At 67.6% G+C, this 22,623-nt stretch carries 16 protein-coding genes, 2 tRNA genes and 1 pseudogene; 6 read left to right on the forward strand and 13 right to left on the reverse strand.

Annotation, left to right across the window (positions count from 1 at the left end; genetic code table 11):
* Positions 1-183: 183 nt before the first annotated feature.
* From BM165_RS19135 to BM165_RS19155, 5 genes are all read right to left on the reverse strand, one after another.
* Positions 184-816 (reverse strand): ATP-dependent Clp protease proteolytic subunit, encoded by a 633-nt coding sequence (locus BM165_RS19135; RefSeq protein WP_075015148.1) that lies wholly within the window; start codon positions 814-816, stop codon positions 184-186.
* A 20-nt stretch (positions 817-836) separates the two neighbouring features.
* Positions 837-1,472, reverse strand: coding sequence for an ATP-dependent Clp protease proteolytic subunit (locus tag BM165_RS19140; RefSeq protein WP_432276822.1), 636 nt, complete (start codon positions 1,470-1,472; stop codon positions 837-839).
* A 311-nt stretch (positions 1,473-1,783) separates the two neighbouring features.
* On the reverse strand, positions 1,784-3,304 hold the full coding sequence (gene tig / locus BM165_RS19145) for a trigger factor (protein WP_075015149.1): 1,521 nt from the start codon (positions 3,302-3,304) through the stop codon (positions 1,784-1,786).
* An 86-nt stretch (positions 3,305-3,390) separates the two neighbouring features.
* Positions 3,391-3,464, reverse strand: a tRNA-Pro gene (locus tag BM165_RS19150).
* 14 nt (positions 3,465-3,478) lie between these two features.
* A complete protein-coding gene (locus tag BM165_RS19155; RefSeq protein ID WP_075015150.1) occupies positions 3,479-4,930 on the reverse strand; it encodes an amidase in 1,452 nt (483 codons plus the stop codon).
* Positions 4,931-4,975: 45 nt separating this feature from the next.
* Here BM165_RS19155 and BM165_RS19160 point away from each other — a divergent pair.
* Positions 4,976-5,046 (forward strand) — tRNA-Gly (locus BM165_RS19160).
* Between the two features lie 802 nt (positions 5,047-5,848).
* On the opposite strand, the gene BM165_RS19165 is transcribed toward BM165_RS19160, so the two are convergent.
* Together BM165_RS19165 and BM165_RS19170 are read right to left on the reverse strand one after the other, a co-directional pair.
* Entirely contained in the window at positions 5,849-7,489 is a 1,641-nt protein-coding gene (locus BM165_RS19165) for an SIR2 family protein (protein WP_075015151.1), read from the reverse strand.
* Between the two features lie 431 nt (positions 7,490-7,920).
* Complete coding sequence (locus BM165_RS19170) at positions 7,921-9,015, reverse strand: three-Cys-motif partner protein TcmP (protein WP_075015152.1); 1,095 nt, start codon at positions 9,013-9,015, stop codon at positions 7,921-7,923.
* 385 nt (positions 9,016-9,400) lie between these two features.
* Here BM165_RS19170 and BM165_RS19175 point away from each other — a divergent pair, with 385 nt between their 5' ends.
* Positions 9,401-10,168, forward strand: coding sequence for a DUF5131 family protein (locus BM165_RS19175; RefSeq protein WP_075015153.1), 768 nt, complete (start codon positions 9,401-9,403; stop codon positions 10,166-10,168).
* A 174-nt stretch (positions 10,169-10,342) separates the two neighbouring features.
* Here the strand turns inward: BM165_RS19175 and BM165_RS19180 are convergent, their stop codons facing one another.
* The 3 genes from BM165_RS19180 to BM165_RS19190 all read right to left on the reverse strand — a co-directional run bounded on the left by BM165_RS19180 (position 10,343) and on the right by BM165_RS19190 (position 14,586).
* Positions 10,343-11,122, reverse strand: a complete 780-nt coding sequence (locus tag BM165_RS19180) for a transposase (RefSeq protein WP_244274335.1) — start codon at positions 11,120-11,122, stop codon at positions 10,343-10,345.
* A 652-nt stretch (positions 11,123-11,774) separates the two neighbouring features.
* Positions 11,775-12,524, reverse strand: a complete 750-nt coding sequence (locus BM165_RS26350) for a DUF2290 domain-containing protein (RefSeq protein WP_083427520.1) — start codon at positions 12,522-12,524, stop codon at positions 11,775-11,777.
* Positions 12,430-14,586: a DEAD/DEAH box helicase gene (locus tag BM165_RS19190; protein ID WP_075015154.1), complete on the reverse strand. Its 2,157-nt coding sequence runs from the start codon at positions 14,584-14,586 to the stop codon at positions 12,430-12,432. Before BM165_RS19190 ends, BM165_RS26350 begins: the two co-directional genes overlap by 95 nt.
* Before the next feature lie 1,020 nt (positions 14,587-15,606).
* Between BM165_RS19190 and BM165_RS19195 the strand changes: the two genes are divergently transcribed.
* The gene (locus tag BM165_RS19195) at positions 15,607-16,305 is read left to right on the forward strand and encodes a GIY-YIG nuclease family protein (RefSeq protein WP_075015155.1); all 699 of its coding nucleotides are present in this window, start codon (positions 15,607-15,609) and stop codon (positions 16,303-16,305) included.
* A gap of 96 nt (positions 16,306-16,401) precedes the next feature.
* Here BM165_RS19195 and BM165_RS19200 read toward each other — a convergent pair whose 3' ends face one another.
* Positions 16,402-16,662 carry a hypothetical protein gene (locus tag BM165_RS19200; RefSeq protein ID WP_075015156.1) on the reverse strand — a complete coding sequence of 87 codons (261 nt, stop codon included), beginning with the start codon at positions 16,660-16,662 and terminating at the stop codon, positions 16,402-16,404.
* Positions 16,663-17,199: 537 nt separating this feature from the next.
* Here BM165_RS19200 and BM165_RS19205 point away from each other — a divergent pair.
* Positions 17,200-18,558: a hypothetical protein gene (locus BM165_RS19205; protein WP_143108237.1), complete on the forward strand. Its 1,359-nt coding sequence runs from the start codon at positions 17,200-17,202 to the stop codon at positions 18,556-18,558.
* Between the two features lie 42 nt (positions 18,559-18,600).
* Here the strand turns inward: BM165_RS19205 and BM165_RS19210 are convergent, their stop codons facing one another.
* On the reverse strand, positions 18,601-19,206 hold the full coding sequence (locus BM165_RS19210) for a hypothetical protein (RefSeq protein WP_075015158.1): 606 nt from the start codon (positions 19,204-19,206) through the stop codon (positions 18,601-18,603).
* A gap of 971 nt (positions 19,207-20,177) precedes the next feature.
* On the opposite strand from BM165_RS19210, the gene BM165_RS19220 reads away from it, so the two are divergent.
* The gene (locus BM165_RS19220; protein ID WP_075015160.1) at positions 20,178-20,393 is read left to right on the forward strand and encodes an excisionase family DNA-binding protein; all 216 of its coding nucleotides are present in this window, start codon (positions 20,178-20,180) and stop codon (positions 20,391-20,393) included.
* Between the two features lie 41 nt (positions 20,394-20,434).
* Entirely contained in the window at positions 20,435-21,565 is a 1,131-nt protein-coding gene (locus BM165_RS19225; protein ID WP_177225254.1) for a site-specific integrase, read from the forward strand.
* Between the two features lie 183 nt (positions 21,566-21,748).
* Here BM165_RS19225 and BM165_RS19230 read toward each other — a convergent pair.
* Positions 21,749-22,578: pseudogene (locus BM165_RS19230) on the reverse strand (IS5 family transposase).
* Positions 22,579-22,623: the final 45 nt, after the last annotated feature.

Raw genomic sequence — 22,623 nt, forward strand, 5'->3', positions numbered from 1 at the left:
GCCGGCCGGGGATCGGGCGCTCGCCGACCGTACCCGCCACCACCGACGCCGCGGGGCTCCGACGCCCCGGTGCGCCGGGGGCGCCCGACTCGCTCGTCACTCCCGGCACTGCCCCCCGAACGGTACGGGTTACGACCGCGACACGCGCGGCTTCATTCCCGTGCCGCCCGGGGGACGTGGGGGTCATGCCGTGGGCAGTGCGTTGAGCTTCCGGCTCTGGATGACCTGGTCGACGATGCCGTACTCCTTGGCCTCGTTCGCCGTCAGGATCTTGTCGCGGTCGATGTCGGAGCGGACCTGCTCGGCCGTCCGGCCGGTGTGCCGCGCCAGGATCTCCTCCATCTGCTTGCGCACCCGCTCGATCTCGGCGGCGTGGATCTCCAGGTCCGACACCTGACCGCCGGCCTCACCGGAGGGCTGGTGGATCAGCACCCGGGAGTACGGGAGCGCCAGGCGCTTGCCCGGCGTCCCGGCCGCGAGCAGGACGGCCGCGGCCGAGGCCGCCTGACCCATGCACACGGTCTGGATGTCGGGCCGGACGAACATCATCGTGTCGTAGATGGCCATCAGCGACGTGAACGAGCCACCGGGCGAGTTGATGTAGATCGTGATGTCGCGGTCGGGGTCGGCCGACTCCAGCGTGATCAGCTGGGCCATCACGTCGTTGGCCGAGGCGTCGTCGATCTGCACCCCGAGGAAGATGATCCTCTCCTCGAAGAGCTTGTTGTAGGGGTTGCTCTCCTTCATGCCGTAGCTCGTCCGCTCCACGAAGGAGGGGAGGATGTAGCGGCTGGAGGGCAGCTGGAAGTCACTCATCGCGGTCAGTCCTCGCCTGTTCAGTTGTCGGCGACCGGGTTGGCGCTGTCGGTCATGGTGGCGCGGCTGACGACGTGGTCGACGAAGCCGTACTCCAGGGCCTCCTGCGCGGTGAACCAGCGGTCGCGGTCGGAGTCCTTCTCGATCTGCTCGATCGGCTGCCCGGTGTGCTGGGCCTGGAGCTCGTTGAGCTCCTTCTTGGTCCGCCGGAACAGGTCGGCCTGGATGGCGATGTCGGCCGCGGTGCCACCGACACCGGCCGAGGGCTGGTGCATCATGATCCGCGCGTGCGGCAGGGCGTAGCGCTTGCCGCTGGCGCCCGCGGTGAGCAGGAACTGGCCCATCGACGCGGCCAGGCCCATCCCGTAGGTGGCGACGTCGCAGTCGATGAACTGCATCGTGTCGTAGATGGCCATGCCGGCGCTGACCGAGCCGCCGGGCGAGTTGATGTAGAGGTGGATGTCCCGCTTGGGGTCCTCGGCCGAGAGCAGCAGCATCTGTGCCGCCAGCTGGTTGGCGATGACGTCGTCGACCTGGGTGCCCAGGAAGATGATCCGCTCGCGCAGCAGGCGCTCGTAGACCGAGTCGTTGAGGTTCATCCCACCGGCGCCGCCCCGCATGAGCGGGGAGTACGCCGGGTTCGGGTCGGTGCTCACGGGTGTGGTGACCTCCGTTGGACTGTGGAGCAGGCCGGTCTCGGTGGGCGGACGGTGGGTCGGGAGGAGCGGGTGCCACGGCCCCTGCGGGCCGTACCCCCGTCGTCCGTCCCGAGTCACGTCGACCCTAACGCGCACCCCGGGGCCCGGAGTCCCGGCGCGGGGGCCTGTTCGCCGTGGGCGCAGCGGGCACGGCTCCGGACGCGACGACGCCGTCCTCCCCCGGGCTCCCGGGGCAGGACGGCGTCGTGGGCGGCCCCGTCCCGAGGCTCGCCCCGAGCTCGCTCGGGGTGAGGAGGACGGGTCCTTCCTCAGGCCTTGGTGACGTCCGCGGTGTCCTCGGTGGCACCCTCGGCCGCCTCCACGGCGACCGCCTGGGCGACCTCCGCGTCGGGCGCGTCCTCAGCGTCGTCGGCGGCGTCGTCGGCCGCACCGGCCGGCGCGGCGTCGTCGTCGGTCGCCTCGTCGGTCGCCTCGTCGGAGGCGGCCTCCGGGGCAGCGGCCCGGACGGTCTGCGGGCGCAGCGCGTCGAGGTCGACGACGTCGCCCGACGCGTCGGTGATCGTCGTCTGCTCGAGGAGCTGGGCCAGCGCCTTTGTGCGGCGGACGTCGGCGACGAACTCGGCGATGTTGCCGCTCTGCTGCAGCTGCTGGGCGTACTGCTCCGGGCTCATCCGGTTGCGAGAGGCCTGCGCCATGATCTGCGCGGACAGGTCGTCGTTGTCCACGGTGATCTCGCGGGCGTCGGCGATCGCGTCGAGGACGAACTGGGTGCGGATCGCGTTGCCGATCGACGTCCGCTGCTCGGCGTCGTAGGCCTCGCGGTCCTCCACGCCCGACATCGACAGCAGGGTGTCCCAGTCCATGCCGGCCTGGGCGAGCTCGTTCTGCATCGCGTTGTTGCGGTACTCGAGCTCGCGCTCGACCAGGCCCTCGGGGATCGGCACCTCGGTGACCTCGAGCAGGTGCTCGACCAGCTTGTCGCGGGCCTGCGCGCCCTGCTGCATGACCTTCACCCGCGACAGCCGCGACCGGACGTCGTCGCGCAGCTCGGCGAGGGTGTCGAACTCGCTGGCGGTGGAGGCGAACTCGTCGTCGAGCTCGGGCAGCTCCTTGGCCTTGACCGAGCGGACGGTGACGGTGACCTGGGCCTGGCGGCCGGCGTGCGGGCCCTGGAGCAGATCGGTCTCGAAGGTCGCCGACTCGTCGGCCGACAGCCCGCGGACGGCGTCGTCGAGGCCGGCCATCAGCGAGCCGGAGCCGACCTCGTAGGACATGCCGCTGGTGGTGCCGTCCTCGAGCACCTCGTCGTCGACGCGGGCCTCGAGGTCGAGGGAGACGTGGTCGCCGTCCTCGGCGGGGCGGTCGACGGCGGTGAGCATGCCGAAGCGCTCCCGCATCACGTTGACCTGCTCGTCGATCTCCTCGTCGGTGACCTCGACGTCGTCGACGGTGACCGACAGCTCGTCGAGCGCGGGCAGCTCGATCTTCGGGGCGACGTCGACCTCGGCGGTGAAGGCGAGGGTGTCGTTGTCGTCGAGGCGGGTGACCTCGATGTCGGGCTGGCCGAGGACGCGGACGGAGTTCTCGCGGACGACCTCGGAGTAGACCTCGGGGATGGCGTGCTGGACGACCTGCTCGAGCACGAGCGGCCGGCCGACGCGCTGGTCGAGCACCCGGTTCGGCACCTTGCCGGGGCGGAAGCCGGGCACGCGGACCTGCTTGCCAAGCTCCTTGTAGACCTCACCGAAGGCGTGGTCCAGGTCCCCCCAGGGCACCTCGATCGCCATCCGGACCCGCGTGGGGCCCAGTTCCTCGATGGTGCTCTTCACAGCGGCAGTGCTCCTCGGTACGACGGAAGGGACGCCGGGACGGGCGCCGGGTCGACCCCCGAGTCTAGAGACGCCGGGGGACGGGGTCGGGGTGGCGGGATTCGAACCCACGGCCCCCCGCTCCCAAAGCGGGTGCGCTACCAAGCTGCGCCACACCCCGTGGCGGTCCCGAGTCTAGGCGGGGAGCGCCGGACGCCGTCCGGCCCACGGTGCGGCCTCCTCCAGGGCGGCGGCCACGCGCACCAGCAGGTCCTCGCGGCCGACCGGGGCGACGAGCTGGACGCCGACCGGGAGGCCGTCGCCGGTGGTGTGCAGCGGCAGGCTGATCGCTGGCTGGCCGGTGACGTTGGCCTGGGCCGTCCAGGGGATGAAGGAGCCGATCCGGCGGCCCTCCTCGCGCGGCCCACCCGCGGTGAACCAGCCGAGCTCCGGCGGCGGCGCCCCGACGGTCGGCGTGACGAGCAGGTCGAACCCCTGCCCGCCGGCGTCGGCCGGTGCCCAGAACGTGGCCGCGCGGCGCGACCACGAGCCCAGCCAGGCGCGGGCGCCGAGGTACTCGGGGGCGGTCATCCGGCCGCCGGCGGAGCGGTAGTACACGTTGCGCGGCTCGAGCTCGTCGTCGGTGATCGGGCGGCCGAGGACCCGCTCGAGGTCGCCGAGCATGCGGGCGGTGTCGGCGGCGATGGTGGCGTTGAAGTGCCGGGAGAAGGAGTCGTCGAAGAAGGCGGCCGGGTGCGCCTCCTCGACGGCGAGGCCGAGCTCCTCGAGCAGCCGCCCGGTCTGCTGCACGGCGGCGCGGCACTCGGGGTCGTCGAGCCAGCGCTCGTCGGGCGGGGAGGCGCACAGCCCCGCGCGCAGCCCGGTGACCGGGGCACCGAGCTCCTGGACCAGCGGCCGGGGCAGCGCGGGCGCGGCGTAGGGGTCACCGGGCATGGGGCGGCCGACCAGGTCCAGGACGGCGGCGGTGTCGCGGACGGTCCGGGTGACGACGCCGTCGATCGTGGCGCCGGCCCAGCCCTCGCCGACGTCGGGGCCCTGGCTCACGCGGGCGCGCGTGGGTTTGAGGCCGACCAGGCCGCACTCGCTCGCCGGGACGCGGATGGAGCCGCCGCCGTCGCTGGCGTGCGCGACCGGCACCATCCCGGCGGCCACCGCCGCGGCCGACCCTCCGCTGGAGCCGCCGGTCGAGCGGGCGGGGTCCCAGGGGTTGCGGGCCGGGGCGTTGGCGGCGGGCTCGGTGGTGACGGTGGTGCCCAGCTCGGGGACGTTGGTGCGGCCCAGGACGACGAAGCCCGCGGCGCGGAACAGTTGCGCCAGGTGGCTGTCGCGCCGCCACCGGATGTCGGCGTCGCGGAGGGCGGCCAGGCCGTAGGCGGTCTCCTCCCCCGCTATGTGGCAGCCCATGTCCTTGAGCAGCAGTGGGACGCCGCGGAAGGGTCCGTCGGGCAGCGTGCCGGCGGCCTCGGCGCGGGCGGCGTCGAAGCGGTCGCGGAGGACGGCGTCGAGGTGGGGGTTCGTCTGCTCGATCCGGGCGATCGCGGCGTCGACGAGCTCGACGGGCGTGGCCTCCCCGCGGCGGACCAGATCGGCCTGGGCGGTGGCGTCGAGCTCCGTGGTCTGCGTCACCCCGGCACGCTAACCGGGAGGGCCGCTACGCTGGGCGGGCACCTCGCGGGTGTAGCTCAATGGCAGAGCCCCAGCCTTCCAAGCTGGCCATGCCGGTTCGATCCCGGTCACCCGCTCAACGCATAACCGCAGGTCAACGAGCCTGTCAGGCTCTCTGGAGAAACTCCGGAGGAGCCCCGGGACGGCCCGTTTGAACCCTTTCAGGACCCCTATTTTCCGCCGCGTGGGTCATGGATGGGTCACGCTGCTTGGCTCAAATCACCTGGTGAGCAGCCCCTCGGGCCACCGACCCGAGCCTCGTGACCCACTTGGGTCACGGACACCTCCTCAGGACCTGCAGCTCCGCGTGAACATTCGAAGACGGCGCAGGACAACCGCCGCCTTTAGTTCCTTGCCGCAGCCAGAGAATCTCACCCTCGCGGTCACGACGCGCCCATCGACGGCGTTCGCGGGACGCCGAGCCAGTTGACTGCGGCGATGCCCTCGCGGCGGCGGAGCGACTCGTTGACCCGGAATTGACCCAAGGTGCACGGCTGCTTGCGGTGATCGATGGACCCTCGGTCTGACCTGCGGCTTACGGTTGGGCGTGGTTGATCGACGACTACGGATGTGGGGTGCGTTGCGGAGTTCCTGCGGACTGTGTGCGGACTGAGATGACGCGATTTGCGGACTTGCCTCAGCCGTTCTGAGGGCCAGGCGCCCGCTCTACAGCTGGCTGAGGGTGCCGCCTGCAATGGCCGACGGATTAGAGCCGGTTCATGGGAAGCCAGAAGTATGGGTAAGCGCAAGAGGAGGCTATGCGCGTGGAGCGGGGCGTCGAGCCACCCTCACCGACCGCGGCGCCCATCTGGGTGATGACGGGCCACGCCGGCGATTAACAGCGTGCAACCGAGGAACTTCAGCGCCGCGGGAAGGGTCTCAGGAGTCGGCCCGCTGTTGCTGCTTGTGAACCCAGGCGCTATTCAAGCCTAGCGCCTGGTGCAGCTCGACCGGGTCACCCTCGAAGTCAGGGCCGTACGCCAGGCGGTCGTACTTACAGCTCAGCTTGGCCTGCATTGTGCCGACCGACTCGGTCTCACCGATTTCGGCCACTAGGAAGTTGCGCAGGGCCACCACGTCGGCCACCTCGTACGAGCACACCAGCCCGAAGTCCAGTGCCACCTGGCGGTCGTCGTCCAGAAGCTCTAGAAACGATTGCGCCCGTCGTTCCGCCAATCCCCGCATCCCGTACGGGCGCAGCTTGGTGGTGCCGCTGAGCAGTGCGCGAGCGTTCGCAGGGAGTCCATCGGTGTCCGTGACGCTGCCGTCCGCAGCGACGCGGCCAGCAGCCAGCAGCGGGTAGTAGATCGGGACGTACTTCGCTCCTCGGAACAGCCGGGGCAGGAGGTCATTGAGCAGCCGTTCCGGGTTGTGGTCCGTTGCGCCGAACAGCATGTCCCGGCACAGGTCCGCCCGGCTCAGTGCCCGGTATCCGCGCTCCCCGAGGCGCTCTAGCGTGCCGACCCCGACGACGACCTCAACGTCTTCCGGGTTTGCGCCTTCGTCCATGGGGAGGACGTGCACGCGACCGGAGGGCTCCGTCGAGAAGGTAAGCTCATAGACGCTTTCGCGCAACTGGCGGAGAAGCTTGACGGGGAACTTCTGCGGCAACTCGCTGAGCATGTTGTAAAGCGCCGTGAAGTCCGTGCAGACGAACTCGCGGATGCTCAGGGTGTGCCGGCCGACCGTCATGGAGCTCCGGGCGAAGGCGCCGCTTTCACCGGCGCGGGGGCGACGGACGAAGATGAGCTGGTCGTTGAGGACGTCGATCTGCTCGGGCGTCAGGCACGCGATAAGGTTGCTGAGCATCCGGTTGATGTGCGGGTCGCCCAGGCTGTAGCCGAGAAACATGACCGGGTGCTCAACTAGCATCGTCAGGAGTTTGGCGATCAGGTAGGGATTACGCTCCCAGTAGGCCGCATAGTCCTCGCTCGTCAGCACCATCGACTTGGGGTCGGTCACCGACCCGTGAATTTTATAGATCTCGCCGATGGCCTGGGTGGTGGCGAACAGGACGTCCTGCTGACCGACGAACACCTCGAGGTCCGGGAAGGTGGAGTCGAGGATGGTGTCCCAGTTGGTGGTGACCACCGCGTGTGCCCGCACGCGAGATAGCGCGTCAAGCTCAACCTTGGTTGCGGAGTCGTCCAGGTACGCCAGCCCGGAGATCGACTTGGCGACCTCGAACTTGAGTGGGTCCGCCTCCCCCTCGACCTCGGCCTGGTAGGACTCTCGTGACTCGGCGTACTCCTCGGCGCTATACCAGACGTCGTAGAACTTCTCGGCGATCAAGCTCGCAATCTGAGGCCGATCGTTTCCGGCCCGTCCGCGGTAGTAGGAAATGTGTCGACCGGTGAGGGTGGCGAACTGCTCAAGCAGCCCGTCCCAGTCCGGGGAACCGATGTACCGCCGCGAGATGCCCGAGCCCACGAAGAGAACCGGCAACGCCTTGGCCGCCACGAGGACATCACGCAGGGTTGCCACCTCCGCTGACACCTCTGCGTAGCTCTCCGTGCTCACGCGCCAACAGTATGCGAAGGGGCCGCCGGGTTCATGTGAAGCCGGCCATACGCGCGACGGTCGGTGGTGATCGGGTCGAGTGGTGTAGCGGCACTCTGGTACGGCGTGATCGCCCAGCCCAGAGCGTCGGGGTCACTGAACACTCTGACCCTCCCTTGAGGGCGCAACCCGATGTAGAGCCCCAGACGTCCAGGGACGCCCGGCTCCCACGGCGGCTGATGCGCCAGCGCACCGAGAGCAGGACCGGTTCACCCCAACCGACGGGATGATCGAGTCGTCGGGGACCTCCTGCTTGGCTGCGCTAATCTTCCAAGGTGTCGACCAGTGCTGTCGAGATCGGCGAAGTAGCGCCGCGGCCACGAATCAAGACGTTTCGGGCGTTGACAAGATAGGCGCTGATGTTCGACGTGACCTCTGCCGCACCCTCCCGATCAACGAGCGGATGCTGAGGCGAGCGAAACAAATGACCCGATGCGTAACGCGCCGCCGCCTACTACTTCGACCACGCCTCGATCCACAAGTGGCTTTAGTGCTCTAATTACATGTTCCGGCCGGTAAACCGTCTCAAAGAGGGCAAATTGGCGGAGTTCTTCCACGCGAACCCGTCCACTGTCTCGCAGTTTCTGCTCAAGCAGCCGCGCCAGGGGGCCGATCTGTGGCTCTTCCATGTCGAATAGCGTCTCAGCCTGATCATCGCGAGGGTCGCGGAACCCGACGCCTTGGGCGCGGTCGACCTCCCACAAGCTGTCCTTCATCTTCTTTACACCGAGGGGATGCCCGGTGCCAAAGACAAGATACAGCGGTTGACCATGCTTGGGAATCAGTTCAAAGTCGAGCAGATAGGGAAAGCCAGCCGCTTTGAGAGCCTGTCGGTAGCAGGTGAGAATATGCCGACTCTTCGCTTCGGGTGCCAAGCCATTAACGGTTCGCCAGGTTGGGTCGCCGCCGAACACCTCATCGCCGGCTTCGCCGAGGTTACTGACAAAACGAACGAAGTGTTGTGGGAACAGCGTGACGATAACCTCGCTCGAGACGTTCACCGCCAGGCGCTGCAGCAGCTTGTACGGCACCGGCGCATTACCCCAAGAGTCAAGGTTCGCAAAGATCGGCTGGCCCCAAGCGTTGATGCTGTCAAGCGCCGCTTCAAGATGATCAATACATGTGCCTTCGATAACCCTTACGGGCATCGCAGCGTCGGACCGTGGGCGATCAGGGAACGCCGTCCTAAGTGTCTTCCGAAGCATGTCAACGCACCGCTTATCGTCATCGATGAAGACGAAGCGAGCGACGCCTTTAGTCTTAGGGACATTGTCGATGAGCGCCTGCATTGCAATTACCGGGGAGCCGATCTCGCCGCCACTGTAGACGCCAGGGCCGGAGAAGCCTTCAGCGTAGGTGACCGACGGGTAGGCATTTGAGTAGGCCAAGAGGATGGGAAACCATCGATCAAGATAGCGGCGGTAAATATCATGCTTAGCGCCTGTGTGCTCCTCACGCGGCCACGGCACATCGCCCTTAACCGGCATTATCCCCCCTGATTGCTAAGAGTCGCACCGAAGTGTGCCACCTCTGCCCCTCCTTGGTGTGCCTCGTCGGCTGTCGGTGAGTCGGCGTCGCCGCCGGCGCGTACTTGACCGCGTCCGTCCATCCCGCTGTCGTCGCGGACGGGGCATGTCCGACCTCGGGGAACGGGCGGTACCGCGCACGGTTGGGCGCCTGCTGTGTCAGCCGAGTTCGGCGGGGTGTAGCCCCGAGCGCCCAGCGTGCCTTCTTTGAGGGGCGCTCCTCTCGGAGGGCCCTGCGGGGGGTCCTGTTCTGTATGTGGCCTGAGGGCTAGATGCGATCCGCTTTGGCAGGACTTGCCGTATCGAACGCTTGTTCGATGCCCCTCATGAGGGCTACGGTGCTGCCATGGGGTCAGCTACGGGCATCGAGTGGACTGAGGCGACATGGAACCCCACCACCGGATGCGACCGTATTAGTGCCGGTTGCGACAACTGCTACGCCCTGACTCTTGCAAAACGCCTCAAGGCGATGGGGGTGGCCCGCTATCAGACAGACGGGAACGAGCGAACGTCGGGACCGGGCTTCGGCGTTGTGGTGCACCCAGACGCTCTAGCAGCTCCCTTTGGATGGCGCGCGCCTCGACTGATCTTCGTCAACAGCATGAGCGACCTGTTCCACGCTCGGGTGCCAACCGAGTTCATCCAGCGGGTTTTCGCAGTCATGGAAGCCACGCCCCGTCACACGTACCAAGTCCTGACCAAGCGCCCAAAGCGGGCCGTTCGGCTGGCGGGAGAACTGCCTTGGCCAGGCAATGTCTGGCTTGGTGTGTCCGTCGAGAACGAGGCCGTGACGTGGCGGCTAGACGAACTGCGCGAGGTCCCTGCGGCGTTCCGCTTCGTGAGTGCGGAGCCCCTGCTTGGCCCCCTGAACAACCTCAACCTGTCGGGCATTGACTGGCTCATCGCTGGGGGCGAGAGTGGCCCTCGTCATCGCCCGGTTCAACACGACTGGGTCGCCGACCTACGCGACCAGTGTCTCGAGCAGGACGTCGCCTTCTTCTTCAAGCAGTGGGGTGGCGTCCGGCCCAAGAGTAACGGGCGAGAGTTGGACGGGCGAACGTGGAGCGACATGCCGAAGCGGGCGCCGGCTACTGCGTTGGCTGCGGTTGGCTAGACAACCTTCCCACATGTTCGTCCCCTTCGTCGTCGACGCTAAGCCCGCCGACGTCTGCCTAGCCTCCTGCGGGAATATCCCAGGGGTAACGCATGTCCTCCACGAGCGCCGTCCCTTACGACCTCGTGCATGGTTAGAGGCGGGCCGTGGTCGACCTGTTCAGGACCAGTTCGATTACGCCGCGGTACCGGCCGGCAGCGCGTTTGGTGTGCGGTGAAGCTGGTCGGGTCGTGAGGCTCGTTCCTGGCTGGAGACGAGGCCGGCGACCGCGGGCAGGATCGTGTCGAGGTGTTCTCTTCGGCCGAGGTGTCGGGACAGGGCTCGCCAGTTCTTCAGGTGGCTGATGCCGTGCTCCACGTGGATGCGCTGCGACGCGTGGGCTCTGCGTTCGGCCTCGTGCGCCGCGGCGACGGCGGGGAAGAGCGGGATCTGGTTCTTCCGCCGGGCCGGCCGCGGAGTGAGCACCGCGCCGGCGGTCTGGGTGCTCAGGCCTTGGTAGCCGGCGTCGACCAGCAGAGTGACGCCCGGGATGAGAGCCAGCAGCTCGACCAGGCCGGCCTGGTGGACCTGGGTCAGATCATGAATGGCGCCCGGCCGGGTCTGCCCGCAGAACAGCAGCCGCCCCGCGGAATCGGTGATCACCAACGCCTTGACCGTGTTGGCCCGCGCCTTGCCCGAGACGAACCGCTGCCGCCCCGCCCGACCGGCGGCCGGGCGGCGCACCCGCACCTCGGTGGCATCGAGCAGACCGACTTGCCCGGTGGCGCCCAGATAAGCGACCACATCGGCCAGCGTGCGCAGCCGGATCCCGCCCTCGACGGTGCAACCGCGCTCGGCCAGCAGCGGACGCACTCCCCCGACCGCCCGGGTAATCGTCGACCGGGACACCCCGAACCAGCAGGCCAGCACATCCTGGGTGACCCCTTGCCGCAGCTGCACCAGGGTGGCCAGCAAACCGGTCGATGAACACCAGCCGATACCGAGCGCCAGCTCCGACCGCCCGCTGCCGCGGCCGATCGGCCAGCCGCGCGTCCTGGCGTGCCTGCCAGCGCGGCCCGAGCTCGGCGACCAGCTCAGCCAGCACTTCCCGGGACAGTCCGGTCACCCGGCGATCGGCGACAGCAGCGGCTCGGGCCAGGCTCCTGGACACACCACGACCCTGCTCCGTCCTTCACGAGCAAGCCGCCCGCTAACCATGCACGAGGTCGTTAGGACCCGCCGATGAGCAACCCCGCTTGAGGGAACAACCGGCACACTTCTGCCCAGGAGGCAGCGTCGACCACCGGCCATTAGACACGTCAGGTCACCGTCTCCAGGGCGCCTCCGGTGGCGACGATGCGGTGCCCCTAGAGAACGCTAACGTCATCCCCAGTCGCCGCCGCTAACATCGTGAAAAGCACCCCCCGAGCGACTGTCGAGTCCGATATTTGGCACAGTATTCCTTCCAACATGGCCGTCCTGACCTCGTCGTGCCCAAGCCGGCTCGGTGAGCGGGGCCGCTATCCCTTAAGGCGGAAACCAGTTACATTCGACGGTGCACCCTAGACGCTCACGTCCCCCTACCCAGCCACGTTGATTCTGCGCAACTCGGCACCGCCGACCTAAGTTAGATAGTTTGATCGCGCCAGTCGATGTGCAGCCGAGACGTCTGGCCGGGAGTGAGGGTCCTTGGACCCCATTCGGCCCGGGGCATCCCAGTAAAGTAGCCTCCTTCATCCCAGAGCGCGGGGTAAAAGTTGGCGAAAATGAACTCAACGAAGTGCGCTAGTCGAAGCGGCCCACGACAGGCTATGCGACAGCCTGCACCGTTTAGCGTCAAGTGGGACGCAGGGTGTGCCTCGCTGGCCGCCTCTAGATCATAATCAAACCTCACTGCGGCATTAAGTCGGATTGCATCGGGACCCTCGCTGAGGTGCATATCGAGGACATCGAGAACTGGTTCCACCTGCAGCAGCTCTTCATCGACGGCTACCGGACAGGGGACATATCCCAAGCGGTGCTTCACTAGCTGCCCACCTTCAAAGTCGAACGACAGCTGAAGAAGCGCGCCATCGAACAGGAGCACGGAGTAGGCGCCGCTTGTCACCCAGCGTCGGTATGACGCGACTAGGGTGTCCGGACGTTCCACCAGAAACTCGGCAGCAGGATCGGTAGGGTGCCAGCTCACGGTTCGCCCGTTGTCGGAGACCGGGTTCACATATAAGGCGATTCCCTCGTTCAGAAGATAATCGAAAAGATTGGCTAGCTCGTCCCGAAGGACCCTAGAATTCCCTGCCGTCGTCCACTCCTTCGTCCAGCAGACGATTCTGCAGTCGCGATCTGAGTCCTGGCGGCAGGTCTCGCAGTTCGATATCACCTGACTCGAAGGCGTCGAGTAGTTCCTTAAGTCCGCGGGTTGCCCGCCGGAGGGCCGCCGCCTCAGTGTCGGTTCGGTCTCGATGGAGACGGCGCATGGTTGCCAACTGTTCGGAAGTTGGCGTCCTGAACTCCAGCCGATATTGGTGTGCAACGACCTCGTTGAACTCGTGGGCAATAGTTTCCATGCCGTCGCCCCAGCCACTGACGCGGATCCAAGCGCGGCTTCGTGTGAGTGCAGTGAAGAGCGTGTTGCGGCGCGTCAGCTGGTTGACGTGCCCGGACGCGTACTGAGCGTCGAGCGCGTACACCATTGGCGCCTCGTTGCCCTTAGCCCGGTAAATGTGAGCTATGGCGACCGAGTCGCGAACGAACACCTCGTCGACGCTTGAGCTGACGCCCACCAGATGGGAATCAATACCGTGCTGTAGGAGCGTACGTGCCAGCCGAGCGGCGCGACGCTTTGCTGTGTACGCGCTTGGCAACACGATCAAGATGTCGTCGTGGTCGAGTTCATCCTTTTTCAGATTCTCGGCTATCTGAGAGGCGACCCAGTCATCCTGCGCTAGCTCGTCCGCGAATGTCCGGAGCACGACCGCGTCGGTAGGCGTCAACAGCTGAGGAAAGTATTCGGGATAGCTGTCAGTCCGTCGTTGCAGGACGACGGCGCTGTCCGGCGTCATATCGCCGCGAACCGTCTCGTATCCGATATCCAGCCAAAGTGCCGGGTCGTCAAAGTGCTGCACTAAACCCTCTGGACGATATATGCCAAAGCCAAGCGCGTGCGCTGTCGCTAGTGTCCAGGGCGGGTTCCGATAACAAATTGGCAGCACAATGTCCCGCGCCGCTTCGCCCTCTCTGTTCTCGAGCGTAACGAGGCTGTCTCCCTCCGGAGTTGTCCCGAACAGCTCGTCGGTAGTCGGCATAGCCGTCTCTGAAAGACGCTGAAGCTCGTCGAATCCCCAGATGATCCGCTTAGGCTCCTTCGTGAATCGGTAAATCAGTTGAAAAAACTCCGGCGGAAGGTCCTGGGCCTCGTCGATCAGCACCGCATCGAATATGGGCTCAATCTGCCGATTCGCCGTAAGCGTTAGGAGTTCGCGACAGACGCCTTGAAAGGCGTCGTCCATGCCGTACGTACTACGGGCATAGTTGAAGTCCCGTCGAACCGCGCCGATGGTGTCTGCGATGACCTGATAGACGCCCTCTCGCGCGCCAGAGCCCCAGGCGTGCATGATCTGCAAGTGATCATAATCCGGCAGGTCGTTGGTCTGTTCAAAAGAGAAGCGCGTAACCAGGCCAAGGAGTTGTTGGTAGAGGGCCCTGCTTTGGAATGTGACTACCACGCGCCAGTCGGGATGCTTCGCATGCAAGTAGGCAGCCTTGAGAGCAAGGACGACCGTCTTTCCAGAACCAGCTAGGCCACGGATTCGTTGGGCGCCCTCAGGGGTCTCGATTGCGGCTCGTTTCTGCCACCTGTCGAGATTGGCGATACCCTTCTCGATCTCTCGGAGGATTGCGCCTCTTGAACGGTCCTCCTTCACGGAGGCCCGCTTCTTCGCCGGCTTGATCGTCGTGACGCTTTGCAGGGCCGCCTGAAGGGCGGCGTAAACGTCCGTATCCAGCCCAGGGAGGGTCTGCACAACGTCGACAGCTTGATCAGGTGAGCAGTAGCGGCCCTCGGTGCCCACTGGCAGCTCTAGCGTAAGGGGCGAGGAGAGAAGGGTCACTGTCTCGAGGGGAAAGGCCAGCTGGCGCCCCGTCCGCAGCCTCGGATTGCGTCCCAGATGACTCTCTAGGACCGCGTACAGCTTGTCCTGCTCCGCAATCAGACCGGTGAGCTGCTCCTGCGTCTGCGGGTAGACGTCAGCCACTTGAAATGCGACGAGCCCGTGATCGCGACTCACGAGCATGGCGTCTACGGCGACACGTTCGTCTGCGGTAGACAGCACCGGGTAGCCGAGGTAGATGGTGCCTTCTTCGATTGCGGGATCGAGTGCCTCGGCGAGGCCCCGCGCAATATTGCGATGGCGACTTTCGCCGTACACGACTTCCAGAGTCATGCGTACCTCCGTCGCTCAGAGCGTGACCCGCCTGCCAGCCTAAGGGCCGAGCAAGCCGGCGCAGCCAAGTGTTCTGAGGTTTACAGGAAGGCTCAGGCGCTGCGCGCCTCTCGCCGACAGGTCGGTCCGTCGTCGAACGTGCGCACGTGATCGCCACGGTCGGCGGAGCCGTGATGCGGTTGCTCGGTCATCCAACGTGGGCGCACTGGGGTGGACGCTAGTAGCTAAGCCTGGCGGGTCATCAAGATCAACCGCGTTGCCGGCAGAAACAACTGGCCTTGCGGCGCTAGGCTCACGACAGCACGCTCCGTGGTGCCGGTGCGGTCGCTGGGGCTTCCGCTTGCTCGCGCGTTCGAATCATGGTGGGGCGGCTGCTCGCACTGACTCCGCTCACCTCGGGCGGCGCTTGTCACCAGAATGCCCGCTTTCGACTCTGCTACATGCAACGCCGCTTCACCTTCGCTGGCCGCAGGGATCGCCTGCTCGGGCGAAGGCTTTGACCTGCGCAGACACCCCTCCTTCACGTCATCCCCGACATGATTTTGAGCTGCGCCCTGACCAGCGCCTAGAGTGTCTAGTGCGGCTTTGACCTGCAGGTTCAACATTGGCACCAGATGGCGCCGATCTGCCCCGTACGGCCCTTCTGCGGACTGGCTGCGGACTGCGGAAGTGAGCGGGCTCGGCCCCGTAGGACCGCTCGACGGCTTTCTGCCCGTGTCCCTGAAGGCGGCCTATGGGATACCTCCGAGGTGGCCGCCGCCGGCGTTCGCATTCCTGTAGCACCTCGTCGAAGGCCGGACAGACCCCAGCCTCGGTCCACTCCTGCGGCCCAAGGCTCGGCACCAAGACGGCGCGCCGTCACCGCCGGGGCCACCGCAGCCGAGCGGGCCGGGGACGATGCCGCACATGTCTTCCCAGCCGCCGTCGCCAGCAGCGGGTCGCATGCCGGCGCCCGCCACCACAAGCAATCCGGCAACCTCACCGCGAGACGAAGACCGGTCACTTGTGCAACCGCCTCCGGTGTCGGTGGCGCAGAAGTGGGGCTTCGGCATGGCCCCGGTGAAGCCGCCGGTGCAGCAGCGCCGGACGGCAGCCGTGGCCAGCCTGCTGTCCTTCTTCGCCAGTGACCTCGCCCCACGTGGGCGACTCGAGGAATTGCAGGAGCAGTTGGCCGAGGTCAAGGGCCTGTTCTCCCGAGCCCATCGGCAGGACCAGTGGGACTGGTTCACGGTTTGGCGCGCGCTGGGCCGACCCGGGCGCCGCCGCGCCCAGGAGTGCGCGCAGTCCCTCGGCCTGCTCCGCCGCGCCCTCGGCGCCGGCGAAGCGGGCGCCGCCCGGGACGCCGCCGACCGGTTAGCCGCCGCTGGTGGGCCCGCCAGCTTGCGCGCCTTCCTCGCCGGGCCGCAGCCGCTGACCGAGGGCTTGGGCTACCTGTACGTGCTCTCCACCCGGGAAAGCCCCCGGCTGCTCAAAATCGGGTACACCGAGCGCGCGGTCGAGGAGCGGGTCGCTGAGATCAACGCGGCCACAGGCGTGGTCATCCCCTACGGCGTCCGCGCAGTGTGGACCGTCCGCAACGCCCGCCGGGTCGAATCCAAAGTTCACCGCCTCCTGGCCGTCTGGCGCGTGCGGCCTGACCGGGAGTTCTTCGACATGGACTACCGCGATGCTCATCGGCTGATCAGCGACCATCTCCGCAGCGAGCGCGCCGAGCAGTGATCGTGCCCGTGGCCTCGGAGTGCGTGGAGTTCTCGGGTCGGCTTGGCCGGTGGGCGCCGGCGCAAGAACACCGACACCCACCGGCCGAGCGCCAGATCACAGCACCTGACAGAGCGCCACAACCGCCGCAATGGCCGACCCGGCTGCGCCGGTAATGGTGGCCGCGAGCATCGCAACGTCCCGGCGCCGCCAGGCACGCTGCCGGTGCACGGACCGCACCGCCGCGGCCCGCCGGGCACGAGCGGTGGCGTCGTCCCGTGCAGCACCGAGCTCCTCGCTGTGGCGGGCGTGCTGCCAGCCGCGCAGCTCGGCGGCAGTCCACGGGCGAGTCAACGGAGGAGTCCCATCGGTGGTCATGCCGGGCAGCGTGGCAACGGCGCGCCCTTTACGTCGCGGGCTGAGCGAAACTCGATAGCAGCAATTCGGAGCACGGCCCGGTGATGAAGCCGTTGGGCGAGCAACCGCGATGATAGTGATCGAGAGACGTCGGTCCGGCCGACGCCGCTTGGGAAGTGAAACTGACGAGACCTGCGGGGCCGCTGTCAACGCCGGTCCGGCCAGAACTCGTCGAGTATCTCGCGAGCCATCTCGTCCGCCGTAGCCCGGATCTCCCACGGTCCACGACAGCCACGAGGCGCGCCGTCCGGTACCGGGTACCGTGCCCAGCCGTGGCAGCTATGGGCGCCATCATGATTAACCGTGTCGCGTTGGAGTTGGCCGGTGCAAATCCGCATGGCCCCGGGGGTGAGGTACGGGCCCGGGCTGAAGGCAACGCCCTATCGGGAGTTCGAGCGCCGGGTCCGGCGCTACCCGAGGACGGCGCTCCTCCGGCGATGCGCAGCGACGTCAGCCGCACTGGAGCAGGTGTGGGCCGAGCGGCAACCGTCGCTACACATGAGCGTGCAGCCCTGGAGCCTGGCTGGGGTGGCTCGAACCTGCCTCGCGGCCGGGACGGAGGACCGCACCGCGAACGTTTCGGACAACACCGTCGCCTCGCTGTGCTCCCAATTCGTCAACGTCGGTGACCCCGACGTCGCAGTCGGCCTTGGCATCGAGCGCGTGATCACCAAGATGGCCTTCGAGCAGTTCGCCAGCCAGTACTCGGTGATGGAGAACCTGGCCCGAAGCGGGGCGCTTCTGCTTGATCATGCTGACGGCGTCCCAGGAGCCCCGCGCGCCCAGGACTGGATCGACCTCCTCGGCGTCGACCTGGAGCAGTACCTGCGGCTTGGGTTCGCCGCCTTCGTCGCCATGGTCGAGAACGGTGGCTCGGTGTCCCGCGAGTTGCTCCTCGACAAGCGCGTCGCGCCGGCTTTCGCCCCGGTCGCGCCCGCGGAGGCACTCGCCGTGCTCGACCGGCACTTTGTGGCTCCGCTGGACCGGCTGCGTGGACAAGCCCGAGATGCGGAGGCATCGGGGCGCGAGAAATGGTCCTGGAACCCCCTCTCCGCCACCCCGCTGGTGAAGATCGGCGGAGACCTCGTCGCCCCTGCAGCACACCTCATCCTGGACAAGATCACGACCACGGGGCTGTACTACACGGCAGCCCCGGCCTGGGGATCGCGGTTCACCGATGCACTCGGCACGATGTTCGAGAGGTACGTCGGCACACAACTCCGGCTGCTGACGCAGGCCGTGCTGCATCCCGAGATCGTTTACGGCCCGAACGGGGAGAAGGGCTGTGACTACCTGCTCATCTTCGACGAGGTGGTCCTGCTTGTAGAGGTCAAGACGCTGCGTCCGACCGTCCTCGTGCGCACCGGGCAGGACGACGGGGAGGCTGAGCTGACCAAGCGGATCGGGCACGCGCGGGACCAGCTCATCCGGACTGCCCAGCTTGTACGTGAACGTCACCCCGCCTTCGCGGCGATTCCGGATGATCGGCCCACGGTGGGGCTGATCGTGACGCTGGAGCCGTTTCATCTGCACCAGACTGGCCGGGCCGAGCAGTTGCTGATCAGTGCAGAGCTGGCTGTTGGTGCGGCGTGGGCTCATGATCTTGAGGGCACCGTGGCTGTCCTGGCCGAAGTGGAGGACGCGGGCGCGCGGCTGCTGAGGGTGCTGGGTGCCTCTGACCCGTGGCGGCGACACCTGCGTGAGGCGGCCGACGGCCTGCCGGATGCGGCGAATCCCATCCTCGACACTGCCTACGAGCGCTGGAGCGCCATGCCGCAGGACGCCGTTCAGCAGGCATGGGACAGCGATTCAGCTTCGGCGCACGGGCGCGGGGTCGTGCCTGACAGCGGTTTCTGAGTTGCCTCCGTCGCCCCCGTCGCCTCCGTCGCCTTCGTGGGCCTACCGGGGCGACTCCTGTAAGTCGTCGTCGGCGCTCGACCACGGCAGTTCTTGGTGGCGCACGTCCACGCCGGCCATGTCGTACAACTCTCGCTCACCGCGCTCGTTCATCCGGAACTCAACGTGAACGATGTCCTCGTAGGCAACCCTGCGGAACGCCTCGATGAGGTCGGCGAGGCCAACCCAATAGACCGCCCTGCGCCGCTCGCGGTCCGAGGCCACAAAAACGCCGTCCAAGGCCGAGCCATCATCGCCAGCGGCCAGTACAAACACGTAGCTGTGGATGAATTGGTTGCATAGTTCCCGGAGCGTGAGGGTCGTCGTGGTGACGTCCTCGAAGTCGTAAGCCCCGAGGTCGTCGGTCCTCAGGATGTCCGGTGTCTGACCGATGAGCTGATGTCGCTGCACCGGGATGGGCGACGTTGCGACCTTCTCCGAGACCTTGCGAGCCTCATGCAGTTTCCGAACCGCGTATGCACTCACCATGACATCGCGCTCGACCAGGAAGCTGGTCTGCTGGGTCCAGCGCCGCTGTGTCCGCCGCTTCTCCAGCCGGTCGGCCACCTGCGCCAGTTCGTGCCGCCAGGGGCCGGACTCCCAGATCACCCGCGCAGGCTAGTTCCCCCGCACGTGGTCCCGACGCCCTAGCCCGCGCCGCCGACTCCGGCTCGAAGCCAACCCAGCGGGGCGCGCAGCCGAGCGAGCGTCAGGGCGCCCTCGCCTCGCGCACCGACGCGGCGCGCGCAACTCATGGTCGGGTTCGTCATCGAAACGGGCCGCCTGCTCGTGCCAGTACCCGATCGCCTCCACCGGGTCATGGTCCCCTCGCCACGCTGGTTACCCGCGCTCGCGGCAGCACAAGAGAAGGCCTCGGGTCCAGGCGACACACCTCATGCACTCGGCGGCCTCGTCATTCGTGGTGACGAGTTGCCGGAGGCTCGTCAGCACCGTCGTGGACATGGGAAACAGCGGGAGCCCTGAGTACCAAGCTCGACAGCGTGAACATGGGCGGCGACGGCGGGAGCAGGAGTGCCGGCGCCGTCGACGAGTCGAGCAGCCGCCGGCCACCAAGGCCGCAAGGGCGCCCGACGGTGAGGTGGCCGGTCGCGAGCGACGCGCCGCCGCGCGAGCCTGTGGATGGTGCGGTGGGCCGATCACCCCGAAGAGCCGTGGACCGATCCCCAAGTGGTGCTCGCCCACCTGCCGGCACCGCGCCTGGGAGCAGAAGCGCGCCGCGGCGTCTTTCCGGACACCGGTCCAGGTTGTCGAGAGGCTCGTGCAGGTCCGCGTCCCCCTCGCCCCAACGCGGCGGGATTGGCCGAGGCTCCTCGAGGAGCTCGCCGACCAGCTCAACGACGGGCGCGTCTACGACCGCGACCTGTCGGGTCTCGCGCGGCAACTAGAAGTGGTGCTGCAGGCTTGCCGGCGGCGCGCACACCTGACCGGCGCTCCCAACGTGTACTGAGCCCGGTGTTCAGCAGGACCCACACTCATCGGGTCAGAGGATCACGCGGCGAGACGGCAGACAGGAGGGACGACCGGAGGCGCACCGGAGGACGTCGGCGAGGCTCGAGGACATGACGAGGCGAGCGGCGCAGGATGAGGCTCTTGACCGCGGCCCGCTGCTGACCGTCGCGCAGGCCGGCGAGTACCTCGGCACCGGCGAACGGTTCATTCGCCGGCTCATCACGGAGCGCCGCATCGCCTATGTCAAAGTCGGCAAGTATGTGCGCCTGGAGCGCTCGGCGCTAGACGCCCTTGTGGACGCCGGCCGAGTCCACAGCCAGCGCTGATCGGCGAAGACGCCCGCTGCATCGGCCGCCAGGGTCGCAACGTGACCAAGCGGACGTTCGGCACCGTCGATGAGCTTCCGAGCGGTCGCTATCGCGCTCGGTATCGCGGGCCCGACGGTCGGCGGCACGCCAAGGTCTTCAGTACCAAGGCAGATGCCTGGGCCTGGCTCGCCACTCAGCAGACGGACCTGCTCCGGAAGAGCTGGCGCGCTCCGACCGCCAGCCGCAGGACGGTGGGCGACTACGCCGAGGACTACCTCGCCCGCAACGACCTGCGCGAGAGCACCCGCGTCCTCTACGCGGGCCTGTGGCGGCACCACCTCGCTGAGCCGTGGGAGCACGTCCCCGTCGACGAGGTCACCCCCGCCGCCGTCCGCTCTTGGCACGCCAAGGCCGGCCGGACGACCGGCTCGACGGCACTGGCGCAGGCGTACCGGCTCCTGCGCGCCCTCCTCAACGTCGCAGTCGCCGACGAGGCCATCGCCTCCAACCCCTGCCGGCTGCGCGGCGCCGGTACGCCCAAGGCCTCCCGGCCGTCCCGCGCACTCACCGCGGCCGAGGCTCTGCAACTTGCCGAGCAACTGGGGAAGGACCGGAGAACCGAGCGCTACTGCGCCCTGCTGCTCGTCCTCGCCTTCGGCGGGCTCCGGTTCGGAGAAGCCACCGCACTACGCCGGTCCGACGTCCTGTCTGGTGGCCGGTTGCGCGTCGAGCGCTCGGTCCGACGCGTCGGCGGACGGTGGGTGGTTGGCGAGCCCAAGACCGACGCGGGCCATCGCACGGTGACCCTCCCCGCCGCGATCGCGGCCGTACTGGAGGAGCACCTGGAGAGGCACATCGCCGCTGCTCCGGACACTCTCCTGTTCGCCACCAGTTCCGGCGGCTACCTCGCCCGCAGCAACTGGAACTCGACCTTCCGGCGAGCCGCCGACGCCATCGGCTTACCGGCGGTCCGTCCGCACGAGCTCCGCCACACCGGCGCCACCCTGGCCGCTGCCACCGGAGCGACCACCAAGGAACTGATGCGCCGGCTCGGTCACTCCTCCCCCGCCGCGGCCCTGCTCTACCAGCACGCCGCCGACGACCGCGACGCCGAGATCGCCCGTGCCCTCGACGCCATGCTGGGTGCAGCTACCGGGACCTCGGAGGACCATCCGGACCGGGACGACTAACGCGCCCGAGGCGCGGTGGGTCACGCGTGGGTCACGTCCGGCCGCTGGGTCACATGTGGGTCACGAGCCCACATCAGGGGTTCGAAATGGGACGCTGACCAGCACAGACAGGGTCACAAGATCCCGCCTTCCAAGCTGGACATGCCGGTTCGATCCGGTCACCCGCTCAAGGAAGACATTGCATTACTCCGTTGGTAGGCGTCGGGCCCAGATGAGGGTGACCGCGAGCCGGACCGGGCGGTGATCGTCGGGGCGGTGCGGTCGCAGCGGAGCGCGAGGCGTTTGTAGGACAGCAGCCAGCCGAGGGTGCGTTCGACGACCCAGCGGTGCCGGCCGAGGCGGGCGCTGGAGTCGCGGCCGATGCGGGCGATCCGGGCGGTGATCCCGCGGCGGCGCAGGTAGCGGCGAACTCGCGGGTTGCCATAGCCCTTGTCGCCGTGCAGCGTGACCGGCCGGCGGCGCGGGTGGCCGCGGCCGCCGCGCTTGATCGCCGGCATGGAGTCCAGGATCGGCTCCACCAGCATGCTGTCGTTGCGGTTCGCGCCTGAGGCCGCAACGTTGAGCGGCAGCCCGGTGGCGTCGACGAGCAGGTGGTACTTGCTGCCGCGCTTCGCTCGGTCGGTGGGGTTCGGGCCGGTCAGCTCGCCCCCCCTCTTCGCCCGGACGCTGACCGAGTCCAGGCTCGCGCGCGACCAGTCCAGCCGGCCTTGCTCGCCGAGCCGGTCCAGCACGGCCCGGTGCAGTTAGTCGAAGACGCCGGCCTCGGCCCGCTCGTGCAGGCGGCGCCAGCACGTCCAGTCCGACCCGTAGCCGAGCTCGACCGGCAGCTTGGCCCAGCCGATCCCGGTCGACAGCACGAAGGCGATGCCCTCGAGCACGTCCCGATCCGACGTTCGTGGCCGGCCAGTGCGGCCGTGCACGGCCGGCTTCTGCGGCGGGATCAGCGGCTCGACCAGCGCCCACAACTCGTCACTGATCAGCCGCGGCGGCGGGGAAGACACCGACGACGAGATGCCCCGCACGCTGCGCCGACACCTCGTCAGCGGACAGAGCCCGAG

This window comes from Geodermatophilus obscurus (genome assembly GCF_900115395.1).
Classification (GTDB): Bacteria; Actinomycetota; Actinomycetes; order Mycobacteriales; family Geodermatophilaceae; genus Geodermatophilus; species Geodermatophilus obscurus_B.